General features: G+C 44.8%; 20 protein-coding genes and 1 riboswitch. Of the genes, 9 read left to right on the top strand and 11 right to left on the bottom strand.

Going from position 1 to position 17,295, the window contains the following annotated elements:
* Positions 1-9 precede the first annotated feature (9 nt).
* The 4 genes from A5868_RS15050 to A5868_RS15035 form a co-directional block, all read right to left on the bottom strand.
* Complete coding sequence (locus A5868_RS15050; RefSeq protein ID WP_086304528.1) at positions 10-2,580, bottom strand: ABC transporter permease; 2,571 nt, start codon at positions 2,578-2,580, stop codon at positions 10-12.
* Between the two features lie 2 nt (positions 2,581-2,582).
* On the bottom strand, positions 2,583-3,263 hold the full coding sequence (locus A5868_RS15045) for an ABC transporter ATP-binding protein (RefSeq protein ID WP_086304527.1): 681 nt from the start codon (positions 3,261-3,263) through the stop codon (positions 2,583-2,585).
* An 82-nt stretch (positions 3,264-3,345) separates the two neighbouring features.
* Complete coding sequence (locus A5868_RS15040; protein ID WP_086304526.1) at positions 3,346-4,335, bottom strand: sensor histidine kinase; 990 nt, start codon at positions 4,333-4,335, stop codon at positions 3,346-3,348.
* The gene (locus tag A5868_RS15035) at positions 4,328-5,008 is read right to left on the bottom strand and encodes a response regulator transcription factor (protein WP_086304525.1); all 681 of its coding nucleotides are present in this window, start codon (positions 5,006-5,008) and stop codon (positions 4,328-4,330) included. The genes A5868_RS15040 and A5868_RS15035 overlap by 8 nt, the downstream gene beginning before the upstream one ends.
* 349 nt (positions 5,009-5,357) lie before the next feature.
* Positions 5,358-5,526: riboswitch (M-box (ykoK) riboswitch) on the top strand.
* Positions 5,527-5,582: 56 nt separating this feature from the next.
* On the opposite strand from A5868_RS15035, the gene A5868_RS15030 reads away from it, so the two are divergent.
* The 6 genes from A5868_RS15030 (at position 5,583) to A5868_RS15010 (ending at position 10,176) form a co-directional block, all read left to right on the top strand.
* The gene (locus A5868_RS15030; RefSeq protein ID WP_086304524.1) at positions 5,583-7,340 is read left to right on the top strand and encodes an ABC transporter permease subunit; all 1,758 of its coding nucleotides are present in this window, start codon (positions 5,583-5,585) and stop codon (positions 7,338-7,340) included.
* A gap of 63 nt (positions 7,341-7,403) precedes the next feature.
* A complete protein-coding gene (locus A5868_RS15025) occupies positions 7,404-8,183 on the top strand; it encodes an ABC transporter ATP-binding protein (RefSeq protein ID WP_010778632.1) in 780 nt (259 codons plus the stop codon).
* Positions 8,184-8,317: 134 nt separating this feature from the next.
* Positions 8,318-8,632 carry a PadR family transcriptional regulator gene (locus tag A5868_RS15020; RefSeq protein WP_010778633.1) on the top strand — a complete coding sequence of 105 codons (315 nt, stop codon included), beginning with the start codon at positions 8,318-8,320 and terminating at the stop codon, positions 8,630-8,632.
* Entirely contained in the window at positions 8,629-9,213 is a 585-nt protein-coding gene (locus tag A5868_RS15015; RefSeq protein WP_086304523.1) for a DUF1700 domain-containing protein, read from the top strand. The genes A5868_RS15020 and A5868_RS15015 overlap by 4 nt, the downstream gene beginning before the upstream one ends.
* Positions 9,210-9,374: a hypothetical protein gene (locus A5868_RS19110; protein WP_176281326.1), complete on the top strand. Its 165-nt coding sequence runs from the start codon at positions 9,210-9,212 to the stop codon at positions 9,372-9,374. Before A5868_RS15015 ends, A5868_RS19110 begins: the two co-directional genes overlap by 4 nt.
* 262 nt (positions 9,375-9,636) lie before the next feature.
* A complete protein-coding gene (locus A5868_RS15010; RefSeq protein WP_086304522.1) occupies positions 9,637-10,176 on the top strand; it encodes a GNAT family N-acetyltransferase in 540 nt (179 codons plus the stop codon).
* A gap of 77 nt (positions 10,177-10,253) precedes the next feature.
* Here the strand turns inward: A5868_RS15010 and A5868_RS15005 are convergent, their stop codons facing one another.
* From A5868_RS15005 to A5868_RS14975, 7 genes are all read right to left on the bottom strand, one after another.
* A complete protein-coding gene (locus A5868_RS15005) occupies positions 10,254-10,886 on the bottom strand; it encodes an alpha/beta fold hydrolase (RefSeq protein ID WP_086304521.1) in 633 nt (210 codons plus the stop codon).
* Positions 10,887-11,127: 241 nt separating this feature from the next.
* The gene (locus A5868_RS15000) at positions 11,128-11,646 is read right to left on the bottom strand and encodes a GNAT family N-acetyltransferase (RefSeq protein ID WP_086304520.1); all 519 of its coding nucleotides are present in this window, start codon (positions 11,644-11,646) and stop codon (positions 11,128-11,130) included.
* A 136-nt stretch (positions 11,647-11,782) separates the two neighbouring features.
* Positions 11,783-11,992, bottom strand: coding sequence for a helix-turn-helix transcriptional regulator (locus A5868_RS14995; RefSeq protein WP_010778640.1), 210 nt, complete (start codon positions 11,990-11,992; stop codon positions 11,783-11,785).
* Between the two features lie 10 nt (positions 11,993-12,002).
* A complete protein-coding gene (locus tag A5868_RS14990) occupies positions 12,003-12,338 on the bottom strand; it encodes a DUF6442 family protein (RefSeq protein WP_086304519.1) in 336 nt (111 codons plus the stop codon).
* A 67-nt stretch (positions 12,339-12,405) separates the two neighbouring features.
* Positions 12,406-13,149 carry an ABC transporter permease gene (locus A5868_RS14985; RefSeq protein ID WP_086304518.1) on the bottom strand — a complete coding sequence of 248 codons (744 nt, stop codon included), beginning with the start codon at positions 13,147-13,149 and terminating at the stop codon, positions 12,406-12,408.
* Complete coding sequence (locus A5868_RS14980; protein ID WP_086304517.1) at positions 13,146-14,003, bottom strand: ABC transporter ATP-binding protein; 858 nt, start codon at positions 14,001-14,003, stop codon at positions 13,146-13,148. The genes A5868_RS14985 and A5868_RS14980 overlap by 4 nt, the downstream gene beginning before the upstream one ends.
* Positions 14,004-14,063: 60 nt before the next feature.
* On the bottom strand, positions 14,064-14,249 hold the full coding sequence (locus tag A5868_RS14975; protein ID WP_010778644.1) for a DUF6440 family protein: 186 nt from the start codon (positions 14,247-14,249) through the stop codon (positions 14,064-14,066).
* Between the two features lie 344 nt (positions 14,250-14,593).
* Here A5868_RS14975 and A5868_RS14970 point away from each other — a divergent pair, with 344 nt between their 5' ends.
* The 3 genes from A5868_RS14970 to A5868_RS14960 are packed head-to-tail and all read left to right on the top strand — an operon-like array spanning position 14,594 to position 17,258.
* A complete protein-coding gene (locus tag A5868_RS14970; protein WP_086304516.1) occupies positions 14,594-15,538 on the top strand; it encodes an ABC transporter permease in 945 nt (314 codons plus the stop codon).
* Positions 15,535-16,503, top strand: coding sequence for an iron chelate uptake ABC transporter family permease subunit (locus A5868_RS14965; RefSeq protein WP_086304515.1), 969 nt, complete (start codon positions 15,535-15,537; stop codon positions 16,501-16,503). The genes A5868_RS14970 and A5868_RS14965 overlap by 4 nt, the downstream gene beginning before the upstream one ends.
* Positions 16,500-17,258: an iron ABC transporter ATP-binding protein gene (locus A5868_RS14960; protein WP_086304514.1), complete on the top strand. Its 759-nt coding sequence runs from the start codon at positions 16,500-16,502 to the stop codon at positions 17,256-17,258. The genes A5868_RS14965 and A5868_RS14960 overlap by 4 nt, the downstream gene beginning before the upstream one ends.
* The last annotated feature ends 37 nt before the right edge of the window (positions 17,259-17,295 follow it).

The raw sequence follows: 17,295 nt of genomic DNA, 5'->3' as shown, positions 1-17,295 counted from the left end.
AATGATTGCCTAAGCGAGATCGTCCCGCAATGCTTCGATTATCGTTTCTTTTTTGATTTTCTTCACTGCATAAAGCATCGTGATCACCACGATCAGGAAGACTCCTAGAATACTGACCATTAAGGCACTCCACGGAAATTGAAAGCTGATCTCAGCGCCCCCCTTCGACATGCTCTTATAGATCACCCAAGAAAGAAGACTTGCGACAGGAACGCCCAATAACAATGCGCGCCAGCCATAAAAGGCGCACTCATAAAGCATCATTTTAGTGAAATCACGATCTCCCATTCCAATAGAGCGCAGCATCGCCAGCTCCCGCCGACGCAGCTTGATATTCGTAGAGATCGTATTGAACACATTGGCGATCGCAATCAAGGCGATCATCACGACAAAGACTGAACTAAAAAGATTCACCACGAAAATCATGTTTCGATTTTGCTCAAAGATTTCTCTCACGTTGTACAGATCATAGTTTGCGGTGATTCCCTCTTGATCGATGATTGTTTTCATCTCCGTAGCAGAACGTCCAGGGTTATCAGATAAGAAGGTTAATCCCATCGTTTGATCCGCCCCTGTTGGCGAAAATTGAGCTCTCCTCTGATATGGAGCGATCACCATAAACACGTAGGGCTTCTTGTCCACGGACTGCTTCGGCAAAGGGTCGGCTTGGTACGTATCCGTAAAAGTCACAGGAACTGTTTGCGACTGATCCCAAGCAGGTTTTCCTTGGATCTGGGGTGCGATCGCCAGCGGCAGCTCTTTCTTAGAAAAGAGGTCGGTAAGGGTATCTTCTCCTTCAGCTCCCTCGATGCGTTGTTTAGCAACAGCGATCAGCTTGCCATTGCTTCCAGTATAATCCGCGATTGGCAAATGCAGACTTTTAACAAAACGCGCATACGCATGATCCTCTAGAAATTGCATGTCCAGTGGCACTTCTTTAGAATCCTCAGATGTCGCATCCTTTCCTTTAAGATAGGCTTTAGAAAGATCCTGCGCCTTCACGCGACTATTGTATTGCCCGATTGCCTGATACGAACTAGTAGTAACGCCTTCAACTTTTTGCAGCTTTTTATACAGGTGAAGCAGCTCTTGTTCAGGCAGCTCCGAACTGGTCAGAACAATATCATAATCAGATTGTGCCACCATATGCTTCGAGGACTCCTGCATATTACTGGCAAAAGAGCGCGCGGACACGAACAAAATGACACTCAGCGCAAGAGACAAAACGATCGTCCGATAACGTTTCTTATTCCGTTTGAAATTTTTTAAAGCCAACATCCCTTCCAATCCGTATAGTCGTTCAGAAAAGGCGTTCATCTTCATATCCTTCGGCGAGATCTTGACTTCATTGGATTGACGGATGCTTTCCATTACTGGCGTACTTGCCGCCTTTTTCGCAGGGATATATGCGGAGATCAGAATGGTTATCAGACTGACTGCCGCTGCCGCCAATAAAATTGGAACAGACAGCGTGACTGTTAATGGTATATTCGCATAGAGAATGTTGCGAAAGTTTTTAGCCACGATCGTGATGACGATCTGGATACTTAAAAGACCCACTAATGTCCCTAAAGGAATACCCACCGCGCCAATACAAAGTCCTTCGAACAAAACTGAATTTCTCAACTGCTTCGGTGTTGCCCCGATCGAAGCCAAGATTCCGAATTGATGCATTCGCTCATTCAACGAAATCGTAAAGGAATTATAGATCAAGAAGATAGAACCGACCATGATCAGCGCAATCAAGATCACACCAATTGAATACAGCAGCATATTGAAGACCTTGTCGTCGGAAGCGCCGATAAATCGCAATACTTCATCGTTCAACGTGTACGGGGTGTTCCCCGCTACATTTCTAGCAAAAGAGCGGGCTTTTCGGGGGTGCTTCAGTGTGACAAAGAGACTGATTGGATCAGACTTCTCCGCATTATTTCCGAGAGTAATCACCGTATACCCAGGAGCTCTCTTTTCTTCAAATCCTGGTCGCTCACAAATACCCACGACTTTAAAGTTTCTTAGTGTGGTATCCGTCAAAGATTCGTTGTCTTTCTTTTCCTGATCGTAAGTATCATGCTGGGTGAGTCTCCTTGTCCCTTTTTTCCGTTCACCCAAACGGATCGACAAAGTATCACCAATCGAATAGCGAACGCCGCCATTCGCGGCGATATGCGCAGGGATCACGACCTCCTCACTCGATTTCGGCAATCTTCCGGACAACAGCTTAATGGGTAAGCTCCCATAGGTCTGTTGATTGAAACCTGCCACAAAAAGATACGGCTTGTTTGGATTTTTCCCTCCCTCAAGCTTGCCGTAACCAATGTCCTCGAAGGTCGCTGTTTTCTCAACGGCCGTGTTCGTTTCCTGCTTTTTGGCAAAATCAGGTGTAGTATCCTGAAACGCTACCTGCCAGCCGCCATATTTTTGCTCCGCCCCCTTCACCATATAATGTTGCAGTGAAAGCGCAAAGGTAGCTACCGCAGCGATCATTGCTGAGGATAGCAGAACCCCCAAGATCGTCACCAATGTTCTTGTACGGTTCTTTTTCATGCTTTGCAGGGTGATTTTATTGAAGATATTCATGGTCACACCAGCCTCTCGTCTCGTACCACGTGACCATCAGAGATACCGATAATGCGATCTGCCTGCAGCGCGATCTCCTCGTCATGGGTCACCACGATCAAGGTTTGACCATACTTTCGATTACTCATCTTCAGGAGAGTAAGAATTTCATGCCCGTTTTTACTATCCAAGCTTCCTGTCGGCTCATCCGCCAATAAAACCGCTGGCGCGTTGACCAATCCGCGTCCAACAGAGACACGCTGCTGTTGTCCACCTGACAATTGATTGGGCAAATGATTTTTGCGTTGACTCAATCCCAGCAACTCTAACAATTCGTTGAGCCGTTCTTGGTTCACTCGCCGTTTGTCCATTAAAACAGGTAACGTGATGTTCTCTACGACATTCAGCGTCGGGATCAAATTGTGAAATTGATAAATCAGCCCTACCTGTCTCCGCCGAAAAATAGCCAGTTTTTCATTATTTTGCGCGTACACATCTTGCCCATCCAAATAAATTTTCCCGCTTGTAGGGACATCCACGCCTCCGATCATATGCAATAGCGTCGATTTACCTGACCCAGATGTTCCAATGATCGCAACAAATTCCCCTTTTTCGATCGTCAAGGACACATCGTCTAGGGCAACCACTCGATTCTCCCCTTTCCCATACACTTTACTAAGATGTTCGATTCGCAACAGCTCCATTATATGAGCCCCCTTTCACATGGTTCACCTATATAATAGAAGCAACACCTTTCAGCTCGGTGACTTCTAAGTGAGAGATTCGTCACTTGGGAAAACGCAGGACGAACAGTGCACCGCCATCAGGGTGATTTTTCGCCACGATCGTCCCTCCCTGACGTTTGATGATCGAGTGGCTGAGGGACATGCCTATTCCAAACCCAGATTTTTCACCGTTTTGTCCTTGGTAAAAACGCTCGAACACCTGTCGCAGGTCCGATGCTTCAAAACCCTCGCCTGAATCATGGATCGTGAGTTCCGTATACAAGGGGTTCTCCGTTGCTGAGACCGTGATTTCTCCTTGATCACCGATACTTTCGATACAATTTTTGACGATATTCTGAATTGCCTCTGAAAGCCAGATTGGATCGCCATAAATCGACAACGTGGATGGAACAGCTCGTTCCACTTGAATTTCATGAAGATCCAGCGTAACTAAAAAGGGGCGCAAAGATCGATCAATCAATTCCTGAAGATTCACTTTTTCCTGATGGAATTCTACGACATCCGCATCCAATCGTGACAATTTCAGCAACGCTGTAATCAGTCCATCCATGCGAAATAGCAACACTTCGATTTCTCTCAGTGTCCCTTTCTGCTCCTTATCCCCCGTTTTATCCTTCGCCAAAGTTAATAAGAGATTGGCGGAGGTCAGAGGGGTACGCAATTGATGAGCGATATCCGCTAGAGAATCTGCTAAATTTTCTTTTTCCTTTTGAAGTGCCGCGTTCTGCTCCCGAATGCGCAGTGTCATTTTAGCAATCTCACTTTGCAAAACCGACAGCTCTCCCTCCTCCAGAGCATCGATGAACAAATGGTCCTCATTGTGTAAAACGCGATCGATTTGTTCAGATATTTGTGCGATCCGCTGGTATCGAGCACGTGTGGCTAGAAAAAAAAGGCACCCGAAAAGAAATGCTGCTATCAAAACCAGCATCCCAGAGACTGTTCCAAAATAAAAACCGATTCCCGTTAAAATCGTAGCAACAAGTAAAAACAGCCGTGCGAATACTCGAAATTCTCGATTTCTACCCATTGATGCCACCTAGCCGATAGCCGATGCCGCGGACGGTCAAAATGATTTTTGGATTGGAAGGAACCTCCTCTATCTTCTCCCGCAACCGCTTGATGTATACGGTCAACGTATTGTCATTCACAAATTCACCAGTCGTATCCCATAGCTCGTCCAGCAATTGTTCCCGCGTAAGAATATTTTGAGGATTGTTGACGAATACCAGCAGCAAGCGATATTCTAATGCAGAAAGAAACACCTCACGACCATCCTTTTGAACGATCCCGCTCGCAGGATCGACACGCAGCCCCAACACCTCAAATCGGACTTTGCTATGGTCGTATTTTCGCAGCGCATTCCTTATTCGCGCCAACAACTCCCGTGGGCGAAACGGCTTAGTAATATAATCATCCGCTCCCATGGTCAATCCCGTCACAACGCTCGCCTCATCGCCAGAAGCCGTCAAAAAAATAACTGGAATATCCTGTTCCCCTTTGATTGCTGTGCAAACCGTAAACCCATTTCCATCCGGAAGTGAAATATCAACCAACGCTAGATCAAACTGCTGTTGTTCTAGGTGCTCGAGGGCTTCCCTTTTTGTTGCCGCATGTGTCACCGAAAACCCGTCTGTTTGTAATAACGTCATTAAATTTTCTGCGATAGATCGATCGTCCTCTACTAAGAATATATGTGTCATCAGGCAGACTCCTCCGTTGTTTTTTATCCTCTTTATTCTACCACCAAAAATTTTTAAAGCGAATCCAACTCCGTTTTCTCCCCCTCAACAAATTCGTTTGCATGCTTTCAAATAAATGATGGACAGTAGCAACCACCAATAAAATAACGATCTTTATCGAACGTTTTTTCAGAAGAAACTTTCATCGTTCAAGTATCCATGTCTGAAGTTTTTGGAAAGCATTTGGCAAAAAAACGAAATAGCTCATGAAGAGGGACCTCAAAAGGATCTTGGACGCTCCACTTTCTTCCTCCTCCAATTCCCAATTGCTTTCTCTCCTTCCACGCGTAAGATGAGTATGCACAACAAAATAGAATCATATTAGGTGAGGTTACTCTGAAGAACACAGGTTATCGCTCGGAAATGTCGAGAGACAGTAACGAGTAAAGCAGGGATTGTCGAATTAAGGCTTTTCCAAGATAACTAGAAATTTCATTCTTACGTCTCAGAAAGCCAAAGCTCAATTATCGTGATTATTCTCTGTCCCTTTATTCAGCGCGGCCTCCTTAATATGACTATTTAGGAGGTTTTTGTATTGAAATTTTTACGCGCAACACCACAGAAAAAGGCGGTACTTTCGAAAAGCATCGGGAATCTCACCCTCCTGCTGATCGTTGCACTTTTTTCCTTTATTCTCATTTTTTCTTTAGTTAAGATGAATCGCCCGATCCAGATCCTGCCATCCGAAGACTCCTTAGCCACCGCAAGGTCTTCCCATGATTTTTTATCGGTCTCGAATCTTTGGTATTTCTCTGTTCGGACAATGTTCCGTATGATCGTTGGAATGATCTGGTCCTTTCTTTTCTCCTTCATTTTCGGAATACTCGCGGTTAAATACAAAACGGCTAGACGAATTATTTTGCCTATGGTCAATTTTCTTGAATCCGTACCATTGTTAGGGTTTCTGACCTTTACGACGGCTTGGCTGCTTGGCCTCTTTCCAGGAAATGTTTTGGGGGCAGAATGCGTCGCGGTCTTCGCGATTTTCACCGGTCAAGCTTGGAATATCATGCTGACCTTGTATCAGATCATGGAGGTCATCCCTGCCGATCTATCGAACGTGGCCGATCAATTCAAGCTCAATCCATGGGAAAAATTTTGGCGTCTGGAGTTTGTCTACGCGATCCCGGGCTTATTGTGGAATGTGATCATCTCTCAGACCGCCGCATGGTTTGCCCTAGTTGCCAGTGAACAGGCTTCAGTCGCGCTGCCAAAAGATACCACACTGTTTCTGCCGGGGATCGGTTCTTACATTCAAGTCGCTTTGGACCGTGCCGACTTCAGAGCCTGCTTGTGGGCTGTCCTAGCGTTATTGCTAAATGTCGTTATTCTCAATTTCCTCGTCTTCCAGCCTATGGTGCGGGCGACTTACTACTTCAAATATGAAGCAGATGTTGAAAGCTCCGTTCCACCAAAATCCGTCGTTTATCGTTTACTGAAACATGCGACGCTATCCAAGTCAATCGCAAAGGGCTTTCGCAAATTCGCTCATTTTTGGCTTTACAAGCTCCCTGCCTTTTGGTACACCTGCCATTTGGATCGAGTGTATAAAGGGCTCGCAAAGTTCCGGAATTTCTTTAAAACACTTTGGTATGTCAGCCTCGCTATTGTTGTTATCTATAGTTCGATCAAGCTCTATCATTTCTTGCCTCATCAAGATTTCAGCATGATTCCAAGATTGACTCTTTACACCACCCTTCGCGTAACTTTGGCGATGCTCTTCGCCGGACTTATTTTTACGCCATTAGCCATTTGGGTCGCAAGTGACAATCGGCGGCTCAATATTGTTCAGCCGATCGGGCAGATTTTAGGGTCGATTCCTTCAAATGTCTATACGCCCTTCATCGTTATCGTGATCAGTATGGGCGCAAATAAGCTTCAATGGTGGATTCTCCCCCTCATCATGGTCGGCTGCCAATGGTATTACTTCTTTAATGTGATCGCCGGTTATTTAGCGATACCTGATGAGATCCGCGACGTGACTAAGCTGTTTAAATTGTCAAAATGGCAGTGGTGGTTCAAGTATCTGATCCCTTCGATCTTGCCCTACATCATCACCGCCATCATCAATGCTGCGGGGGCCGCTTGGAATGCCGATATCGCTGCAGAAAGTATCCAATGGGGAAAAAAGACCATCAGCGTAAACGGCTTGGGGCAGTACATCTCAGTGAATGACGGTATAAAGAACAAGTCCGCATTAGGGACCTTAGCCATGTGCTTCATGGTCGGGCTATGCATTGCTTTTATCTGGCAGCCCCTGTACCGAGTAGCAAAGGAAAAATTTCATTATTAAAAGAATAACTAGAAAAAGGAGACGTATAAATGAGCCGACTCTCAATTTATACAAAAGAAGACAATGGAAAATACAGAATTATTAAATGTAAGAGCAGTAAGCAAAGAATTTGAGATCGAAGGACGCAAGGAACAACTAAAAGTCCTAGAAAATATTGATTTGACAGTACAAACCAATGAATTTTTAAGTATCATCGGTCAGTCTGGAACAGGAAAATCAACCCTATTAAGAAGTATCGCAGGACTCCTCCAGCCAACAAGAGGCGTGATCACCTTTGAAAACAAGACCCTCACGGAACCCGATGCAAACATCAGTATGGTCTTTCAACATTTTGCCCTCTTTCCTTGGTTGACTGTTGAGAAAAATATCAGTTTTGGATTGGAAAGCCTAGAAGGCCTATCACGAGAACAAATCAGCTTGCGCGTCAGCAATCTGATTGAAATGATCGGATTGAAGGGCTTTGAAAAAGCCTATCCACGGGAACTTTCGGGCGGTATGAAGCAGCGTGTCGGATTTGCCCGTGCCTTAGCGATCGAACCGAGCCTGCTGCTATTGGACGAACCCTTTTCAGCATTGGATATCGTGACCGCCAGCCAGTTGTCCAATGATTTATTAGAAATCTGGTTAGGCAATCAAATCGCGACCAAATCCATCGTCATGATCACCCATGATGTCCAACAAGCCGTTCAGCTTTCCGACCGTGTTGTTTTGATGGACGCCAATCCCGGTCGTGTGGCTAAAATCTACCCGATCACGATCCCAAGAAACCAACGCTCCCCTAAAACGATCCTCCCTATCGTCGAACAAATCACCAAGGAAATGATTCGGCGAATGCAAGCATAGTACCAGCCAATAGAAAAGGCGCAAGACGATTTATCGAACCTGATAAATCGTCTTTTTTTTGAAAATACGCCTAAAGTCCTATAGTTCCTCTATACTATGTAATGTATAGTATGACGTATAGAGAGGTGTTATGGATGGACAGTCAATTGAAAAAAGGATTAATCGAGTATTGTGTGTTAGCTTCGTTGGTGGAGATCGATTCTTACGGCTATCAAATCGTCAAAGAAATCCATCCACAGCTTGAGATCACCGAATCGACGCTTTACCCTATCTTAAAAAGGTTAGAGGCAACGGACAAAGTCGCCACCTATTCAAAAGTCCATAATGGACGCTTGCGAAAATATTATCATTTAACCGATTTAGGACGTGCCAGTATCAAGAAATTTCTGCAAGAATGGAACGATGTCGAAGCGGTGCACCATTACATTAAAAGGAGTGTTGAAAAATGAATCGAGTCGAATTTATCAAGGAACTCAGCAATTATTTATCCTATGAAGTCAGACCTAGCGAGGTTCATCGCTTGATTGAATATTACGATGAAATGATCTTGGATTTGATGGAAGATGGGTATTCAGAACGGGCAGCGGTCAAAAAATTGGGTGACCCGCAGCAATTGGCCTATGAAGCCGCCGGAATCCCTACAGAGGTGAAGGTGCCGCGTCGATTAAACTGGTTATGGATCAGTCTTTTGATCCTCGGATTTCCATTATGGGGCAGCTTGGCGCTTGCCGTATTTTTGGTCCTCTTTAGTATTGACCTTGTGATCTGGTGTATCCCCTTCACTGGTGCCTGTTTGGCCGCGGGAACGATCATCGGCGGGGTCGCTGCCGCATTGACAAGTCCCTTTGTCCTATTCGATTCCTTCTTTTTAGGTGTCACACAGCTCGGCGTAGGCATGTTTCTATTTGGTTTCGGTCTACTGTGCATGTGGCTGACCTATAAATTCAGTGCCGTCTTTATCGAAATGCATCGCGGATTGATGCGTACGATTCGCCGCAACATTTTCCAACGAAAGGTGGTCCAAGTATGAGATCAAAACATTTACTGCCAAAAGTCGCGACCTATTTAGTCGGTGCAGGAATCGTCTTGATGATGCTCGGCTACGCCCTCTCAGGGTTTTCAGGGGAGCGCTACCGCATAGATTATCATGACCGTCACTGGTACAACGTGGTGAGCTTTTATAGTGAGTAACAAAAGAACGAATCCTCCTCGCTTGAGCGAAAAGGATTCGTTTTTTACCTGTCTTTTTAAGGTTTTTCAACGCCTTTAGGATCACTTGACTCAAGTTGGTCCCGCACCCGATCGCGTCCCCCGTCGCCTTTGGGTGCTTCAGAATTTTTTCATTCTGCCCTGTATGTTCAAATAAAGAGCACGACTTTTTAACAAAAAACTATTTCCACTCCTGACATCATGCTACACTAGCACTACTAGATCCCTTTGAGAGGTGAAACCTATGGAAAAGATAACCTTAGTTCTCCCCCAAGCACACCACCAAAACGCAGTAGCGGAATACATCGAGGAACACTGTAACAGTGGCGAAGAATTTTTGCACGGCTCCTCTCGCCTGACAGAAATGGAGAGTTACGTCGAGTGGCTGCGTCATTTATCCAATCAAGCCGATCAAGCCACCGTTTCTCCAGATTGGGTCGCCTCCACTACTTTGCTGGCACTAAGAGAGAGCGATCAAAAACTGTTGGGTACGATCAACATTCGCCATGAACTGAACGATTTTCTCCGCGAATTCGGCGGGCACATCGGGTACGGTGTGCGTCCAACCGAACGAGGAAAAGGCTACGCAACAGAGATTCTTCGCCTTGGATTGGCTCACTGCAGGATGCTTGGACTTGAAAAGGTGATGGTCGCCTGCCACAAAGAGAACGTTGCTTCCGCGCGTACCATTCAACGCAATGGCGGTGTCTTGGAAAAAGAGTTTATTTATACCGATGGAAAAATGGTCCAAATCTATTGGATCGACCTGTTGAAAGAAAAATAAAGCGGCAAGCTGAATTATCTACTTGCCGCTGCTCCTAAAATAGCACAATAGCGATAATTTTCGTGCAATTCCCCTCGCTATATATTCTTGATAAATGCATTCACCTCTGCCGCAACTACCGCGGGGGAGGTTATATTCAGCTCATGTTTGCCTTTTGGGAGGATTCGTATTTTCGCCTGTGGCAGCAGCTCCGCCAATTCCTTCGTCGCCGGCAGATTTACGCGATCCTTTGCCCCGCACAACAAAAGCGTCGGTACTTCTATCAGACGCAGCGACCCTCGCAAATCCAACTTCGCCATGTCCGCCATGAGTTCAAGCAACTGCTTCTTACTTAAATCCATGCCAGACTTTTTCAATAATGAAGGCGGCAGGATTCGAAACACAGAATTTTGCAGAGCCATAAGCGCTTTATTCGGTGCCTCAAATTGTCCATCCGCCACGATGATCCCTCTTAATAAGGGGTCCCCATCCATCCCATGACGAAGTGTCATCACGCCCCCAAGCGAGAGTCCGCCCAAAAGATAGGGCTCACTGTTCCCCTTCAAATACACCTTCAGCTTTTGGTTCAGCCGCTCCAATGTCACTCTTTCATTTGGTACAAGAGTATCAAACAATGAATACACCGTAACCTCGGAAAGACCAATCCCTGCAACCACTTCTCGCCAACTCTCCGTCGTTTGCCCTAGCCCATGCAGTAAAATCAGTTTCATAGGAAACCCCTTTCAGCGCTTGTTTTCTTCATAGTAACAGATTCGGTACGTCTTTATAAAGGATCGTTAAACAAAAAAGGCGGGTTTCTCATCTCCCGCCGTAAACCAGTCGCTCATATACGAACGACTGATAGTTTAATTTATTTTTATTAATTGAACCGTTTTATGATCGAAAAAGAATTTTTATTTATACACCGGATTCCATGCCTCTTCACTTCTCTTTCCATCCATCAAAAAAGGCTTAACGAGTGAAGGTTTTTTCCATAATATAATCGATCTGTTCATCGTTACCAAAGAGGAACGTGTGTTGACCAACTTTTTTAAAGCCAAGGCTTTCATAAAAGGCTATCGCGGAGGGATTCTTTTCCCAGACACCTAACCATATGGACTCTTTTGATTGCTCCTTCGCACGTTCATTCGCCCATTCGTACAATTTTTTTCCGAGGCCTTTTCGCTTAAAATCGGAATCAATATAGATGCGTTCAATTTCTAACGCATGATCCGCGATTTTTTCAGTCTGTGCTGACCCTATATTCAATTTGATATAGCCCGCGACCTGCGATCCAAAATAGATGAAGTAAAATTCAGAGTTTGAATTAGAAAGTTCGTTGATTAATTGCTCCTTATTGTAGGCGTTGGCTAAGTAAGTACTCAATTCTTCAGAATCATTGTTTTTTCCAAAAGTTTCAGCAAATGTCTTCTCACTGATTTTTTGAAGCGTCTCCCAATCCTTTACATCTACTTTTTTGATCTCCATCATTTCAACTCTCCTTCCTTTTCACTCTATGTGGTATAACCATAATCATATGAAGACGTTCCCCATCCTTCAATACGTGTTCATTATTGCCGTTGACAAAAACACCTGTGTCCGATGCTCAGGTCCACAGGTGTGCAGATTAAAAATAGAACAGATCTTCAAATTTCACATCCAACGCAATGCATAGAATCAAAGCGAGTTTTGCGGTTGGGCTGAATTGCCCGGTCTCGATCGAGCTGATGGTCGTTCTTGATACGCCTACTAATTTAGCAAGTGCGGCTTGAGACAATTTTTTATTTTTTCGGGCTTCTTTTAAGCGGTTTTTTAGGACTAATTTTTCTTCTGACATGCGGCTTCACCTAGGATTCCTTTGGGTTAGAGAGCAATTGATTGAGGTGCAGAATGATCAAAACAATCATCACCAATAAATAGATGACACCGAAGATCAACTCTCTGCGTCTCCTAAAATACGCATATCTCACGAGAAAGTCCGTGGCGCCATAGGCAAATGAGACAGCGTACAAGCCAAAATTGAAGCCTTTTCCCATCACTAGTTGGATCACAAAAAGAACCGTCGATAACAAGACAACGACTACGCCCCCAAAAGAGCTGGATTTTTTTTGGATCTCTTCCCAATAGGGATCATTCTTGCGATTTTCTTCCCGACTTTTTGCGAGTATCTCTTCTTTGTTCACGCTTGAACCCCACTTTCTAAGTACCTATTATAGCCAATTTTTACAGCAATGAATAGTGAATCCAACGTTATTCCGCCTCCATGCCTCTTTTTTTGTACGCCATAACGAAAATCACGCTGCATAAGACAAACCAGATCGCCATCGTCAACACATCCCGAGTATTCAGTGCGTATCCTTGATCGCTAAACAGCCCGTCTACATAACTCGCGATCACTCCTGAATAGGTATAACTCGAGACGTCTCTCAGCGTCGTACTAAAAAAGCGAAGCTGCGGCAGCATCGTCAAAACCAGCAGCAATGGTGTACAGACCACTCCCGACTGCGTCTGATCCTTCGTCAAGATTCCCACGACAAATCCTAAAATAATACTGATCAGCGTCCCGCTCATCGTAATCAAAAGAAACGTCGGAAGATGGATCGCTGAAAAAGAAATACCGCTCGCTGGGATCAGCAGGACATTCACGATCATACTGATGGTAAAAGTAGGAATCAGCGAACCGACTAAGTATTCTTTACTTTTCACCGAAGAAGTCATTAGCACACGCAAGGTATGTTTCTCCTTTTCTTCCGCGATGGAGGTGCTGCTGATCATCAATCCGCCGGACACGATATTCATGATCAATCCCAATCCCAGCAGAAAGGCATCCAGCTGGAAGACACCGTTTGCCTGCGGCAGATTGGCCATGACCTCGCGAAACACTCGCACGATCACTAAAGCAATGAGGGGATTGCTCATCATACTGAGGTTGCTAAAAATAGTCTGAAATTTTAATCCTGTGATCGCATGGATTCGTTTGATCGTCCCACTCATACAAGTTCCCTCCCTGTCGCTTCTAAAAAGACTGTTTCCAAGGTCGGCTCACAGGAATGGATCGTTTCTAATTGATCCGTCGCCAGCCATTTCCCGATCCGTTCCGCAGTCTCTACAGATTGCTCCAACCGGAGTTCCGTGTTTCTCTCCTTTAATTTGACGACAAAACGCTTTTGCTTGTTAAATTTAAGTCGTAACTTCTCCGGTGTATCCAACTCCGCGATCTTTCCTTCATTCAATAACGCCACTCGGTCACACAACTTGTCTGCCTCTTCCATATTATGGGTCGTCAGAAAAATCGATGTGCCCTCTGCCCGCAGCTCTTCCATCATCCGATGAACTGCCAATGCCGCATTTGGGTCTAACCCGCTCGTTGGCTCATCTAGGAAAAGAACCTTCGGCTGATGAAGCATTGCCCGAATCAAGACAAGCCGCTGCTTCATTCCCTTAGAAAGATTCTTTGCAGGCACTTTGCGGTGCTCGTACAAGCCAAACCGCTTTAATTGTTCATCTATGACGGTCGGTTCGACATCTAGCAGCTTCGCAAAAAATTTCAAATTCTGATAAACCGTCAACTTTTCATAAAACCCGCTCATGTCAGAAACGATCCCAATTTCTTTATAAATGTCCTCCCGCACGTTTTCCACTGGAATCCCTAAAATACTCGCCTGCCCTGACGTTTGTCTTAGTTGACCTGTTAAAATTTTGATCGTCGTCGTTTTTCCAGCTCCTGACGGTCCTAAAAAGCCAAAAATCTCCCCTTCATACACTCGAAAATCCAACTTTCTGATCGCAGGGTACCCTTTGAATTCCTTGGATATTCCTCTTGCTTCGATTAAAATTCGTCGCTCCATATCGCTTCTCTCCATTTATTGATAAGTTTTCTTGTCAATATCGGTTAAAAAAAATGACCCCTAGTTGTCTTTATCCGCCAACATTGGTTTTCCATCCTGATCCACTAATACTGCCATCCCTGAGCCCATGTTTGGTACGATCGCCAATAAATACTGTACGCCTGAGTTCTTGTCAACGACAACCGTTGTAATTCCTGAGCCACTCGTCTCTATTGTCTCAACATCAAATCTTTTTTCTTTTTTCATGTCTGTTCATCTCCTTATTTTGACAAGTTTTATTGTCAAAAACAGTATAGATCTGACAAGTAAACTTGTCAAGATATTTCTTTCAAAAAAAATGCGAATCACATACAGCCTTTCACTTAGTTGATCGATTCAATGTATCACCTGTCGATCGACACTGCGCATCCAATTATAAAAACCCCCTCCACCTAAAATGACTATAATTAATATTTATACGCTATTCCTATTTTATTCTTTCCAAAATGACGACAAAAAAATTAAAAACTGCTTGCATTTGTTTTCATAATCACCTAAAATTTATATTCAAAGAGAATGATAATCATTATCAATTACAGGGAGGCGAGAAGTTGAAGAAAGTATTTGTACTCGGTCTGCTGTTACTGAGTATTCTCTCTCTTTTTATTGGCGTAAATGATTTGATGCTGCGGGCGTTGCTTCAAGGAGATTCGGAGCAATGGCTGATACTGGCGACGACTCGTGTGCCTCGTACCCTCAGCTTGATTTTGGCTGGCGGAACGATGAGTATTTGCGGGCTGATCATGCAGCATCTTACACAAAATAAATTTGTTTCACCCACCACTGCCGGCACGATGGACAGTGCCCGCTTGGGGATCTTACTGGTCATGCTGTTTTTACCGAATGCCTCGATAGCATCGCGGACATTAGCGGCTTTTCTTTTCGCTTTTTTGGGCACAATGGTTTTTTTAGGCCTAAGTCGGCTGCTTCCTGGAAAAGACCCGGTCTTTCTGCCTTTATTGGGCGTGATGTTTGGCAATATTGTTGGCGCGATCGCCACCTTCTTTGCCTACCAGTTTCAATTGATCCAAAACATGTCCTCATGGTTGCAGGGAAATTTTTCGTTAGTAACAAAAGGCAATTATGAGCTTCTCTACCTGACGATTCCATTGTTTTTCATCATCTATTTTTTTGCTTATTTTTTCACAATCGTCGGGTTAGGAGAAGATGTCGCGATCAATCTGGGCATCAACTATCGCCTGACGCAATTGGTGGGCATCGGATTGGTAGCAGCAGCCAGCGGTTTGGTCTTGATCATGGTTGGTACTGTCCCCTTTCTTGGTGTGATCGTACCGAATATCGTATCACTGATCTATGGCGACCACGTCAAACAGAACTTATGGATCACCGCCTTGAGCGGTAGTCTATTTTTAATGGCCTGCGATATCCTTTCCCGAATCGTCATCGCACCTTATGAGGTTCCAGTCAGTCTAACAGTGGGGATTTTAGGCAGTCTGATTTTTATCTACTTATTGGTAAGGAGGAATCGCGCATGACTCACTCTTTGCGAAAAAAAGAACTGCTGCTGATTGGGCTCACGATCCTCGCCCTCACCTTATGCGGGCTTTACTTAACTTACAATACTTATGGAAATTTCCAGTTTGCCTGGATACTCCGCAGGAAAAAAATCGCCGCTTTTCTATTAGTTGCATTGGCGACAGGCATGTCAACGGTCAGCTTTCAAACGATGACGCAAAATCAGTTTTTGACGCCTAATATCCTTGGCCTAGATTCTCTCTACGTATTGATTCAAACATTCCTGTTTTTTATTGTGGGCGGGGTAAACATGCTGTCACAGGAGCAGACGTCTACTTTTCTGCTCAGCGTCTTTTTGATGGCCATGATGAGTTTGGTACTAGCCAAGGTTCTCTTGCGGCGACAGCAAAACGACCTGTTCATTCTGTTAATGCTGGGAATGATCTTCGGTACCCTGTTCAGCAGCACGAGCAATTTTTTGCAGGTCATGATGGACCCAAACGAGTACGATCTGCTCCAGGGCCGGCTTTTTGCCAGCTTCAGTAATATCAACACTGGACACTTAGGCTTGGCAGCGGTCATTATTCTTGCAGGATCGTTCCTGCTCTTCGCAGCGAACCGCTATTTAGATGTCTTACATCTAGGAGGCGATCATGCGACAAATTTAGGCATTTCTCTCAATACATTCCAACTAATACTGTTATTTCTCATCAGCCTATTGACCGGAACGGCCACAGCATTGGTAGGACCCATCACCTTTTTGGGCTTTATTGTCGCCAATATCAGCTACCAGCTAATGCCGACATATCGCCACAACTACCTGTTTCCAACAGCGATTTTATTGGGTGTCATTTTTCTCGTGGGCAGTCAATTTTTGGTAGAACACGTTTTTCAGCTAAAGACCACTGTCAGTGTGGTGACGCAGTTCATCGGCGGTCTGTATTTTATCTGGAAAATCATTCATGAAAGGAGGAAGCAACGATGATCGATATCAACGATGTCTCAAAACACTACGGCACGAAAATGGTCATTTCCGAGGTGTGTCTGCCCCTCAAAGACGAACAGTTGACGGCGTTTATCGGACCAAATGGTGCCGGAAAAAGCACGCTGCTCTCGATGATCAGTCGATTGATCACGATCGATGCCGGACAAATCTACTTAGATCACAATGAAGTGAAGGCTTGGCGCTCCAACGAATTGTCTAAAAAGCTGTCGATCTTGAAACAAAGCAACGGCGTCAATTTGCGAATCACTGTGCGCGAGCTGGTAAGCTTTGGCCGCTTCCCCTATTCAAAAGGACGGCTGACTTCAGAGGATCAGGAAATGATCGAGTATGCCTTGGAAAAACTCGGTTTAGTCGAAATGGCAGATGATCGGATCGATACCTTATCCGGCGGACAGCTGCAACGGGCATACATCGCGATGATCTTAGCGCAAGACACCGATTATATTCTTTTGGATGAGCCGTTGAACAATTTAGATATGAATCACGCAGTACACCTCATGCAAACGTTGCGCCGATTGGTTGAGGAAGAACATAAAACGGTTCTGCTGGTCATTCACGACATCAACTTTGCGGCCAGCTACGCTGATGAGATCGTAGCGATGAAGGACGGAAAGATCTTTGCTCACGGAACGACCGCGGAAATGATTCAGCCGCATATTTTGAACACACTTTATGAAATGGATATAAAAATCTGTGAATTAGACGGCAAACGTTTTTGCATGTATTTCAATTAAAAATAACACAATCTTTGGTATCAAGACTCCTTTAACA

Source organism: Enterococcus sp. 12F9_DIV0723, assembly GCF_002174375.1.
Classification (GTDB): Bacteria; Bacillota; Bacilli; order Lactobacillales; family Enterococcaceae; genus Enterococcus_A; species Enterococcus_A gilvus.
The sequence above is the reverse complement of the archived record's forward strand: the minus strand, read 5'-3'. Positions and strand labels throughout refer to the sequence as shown.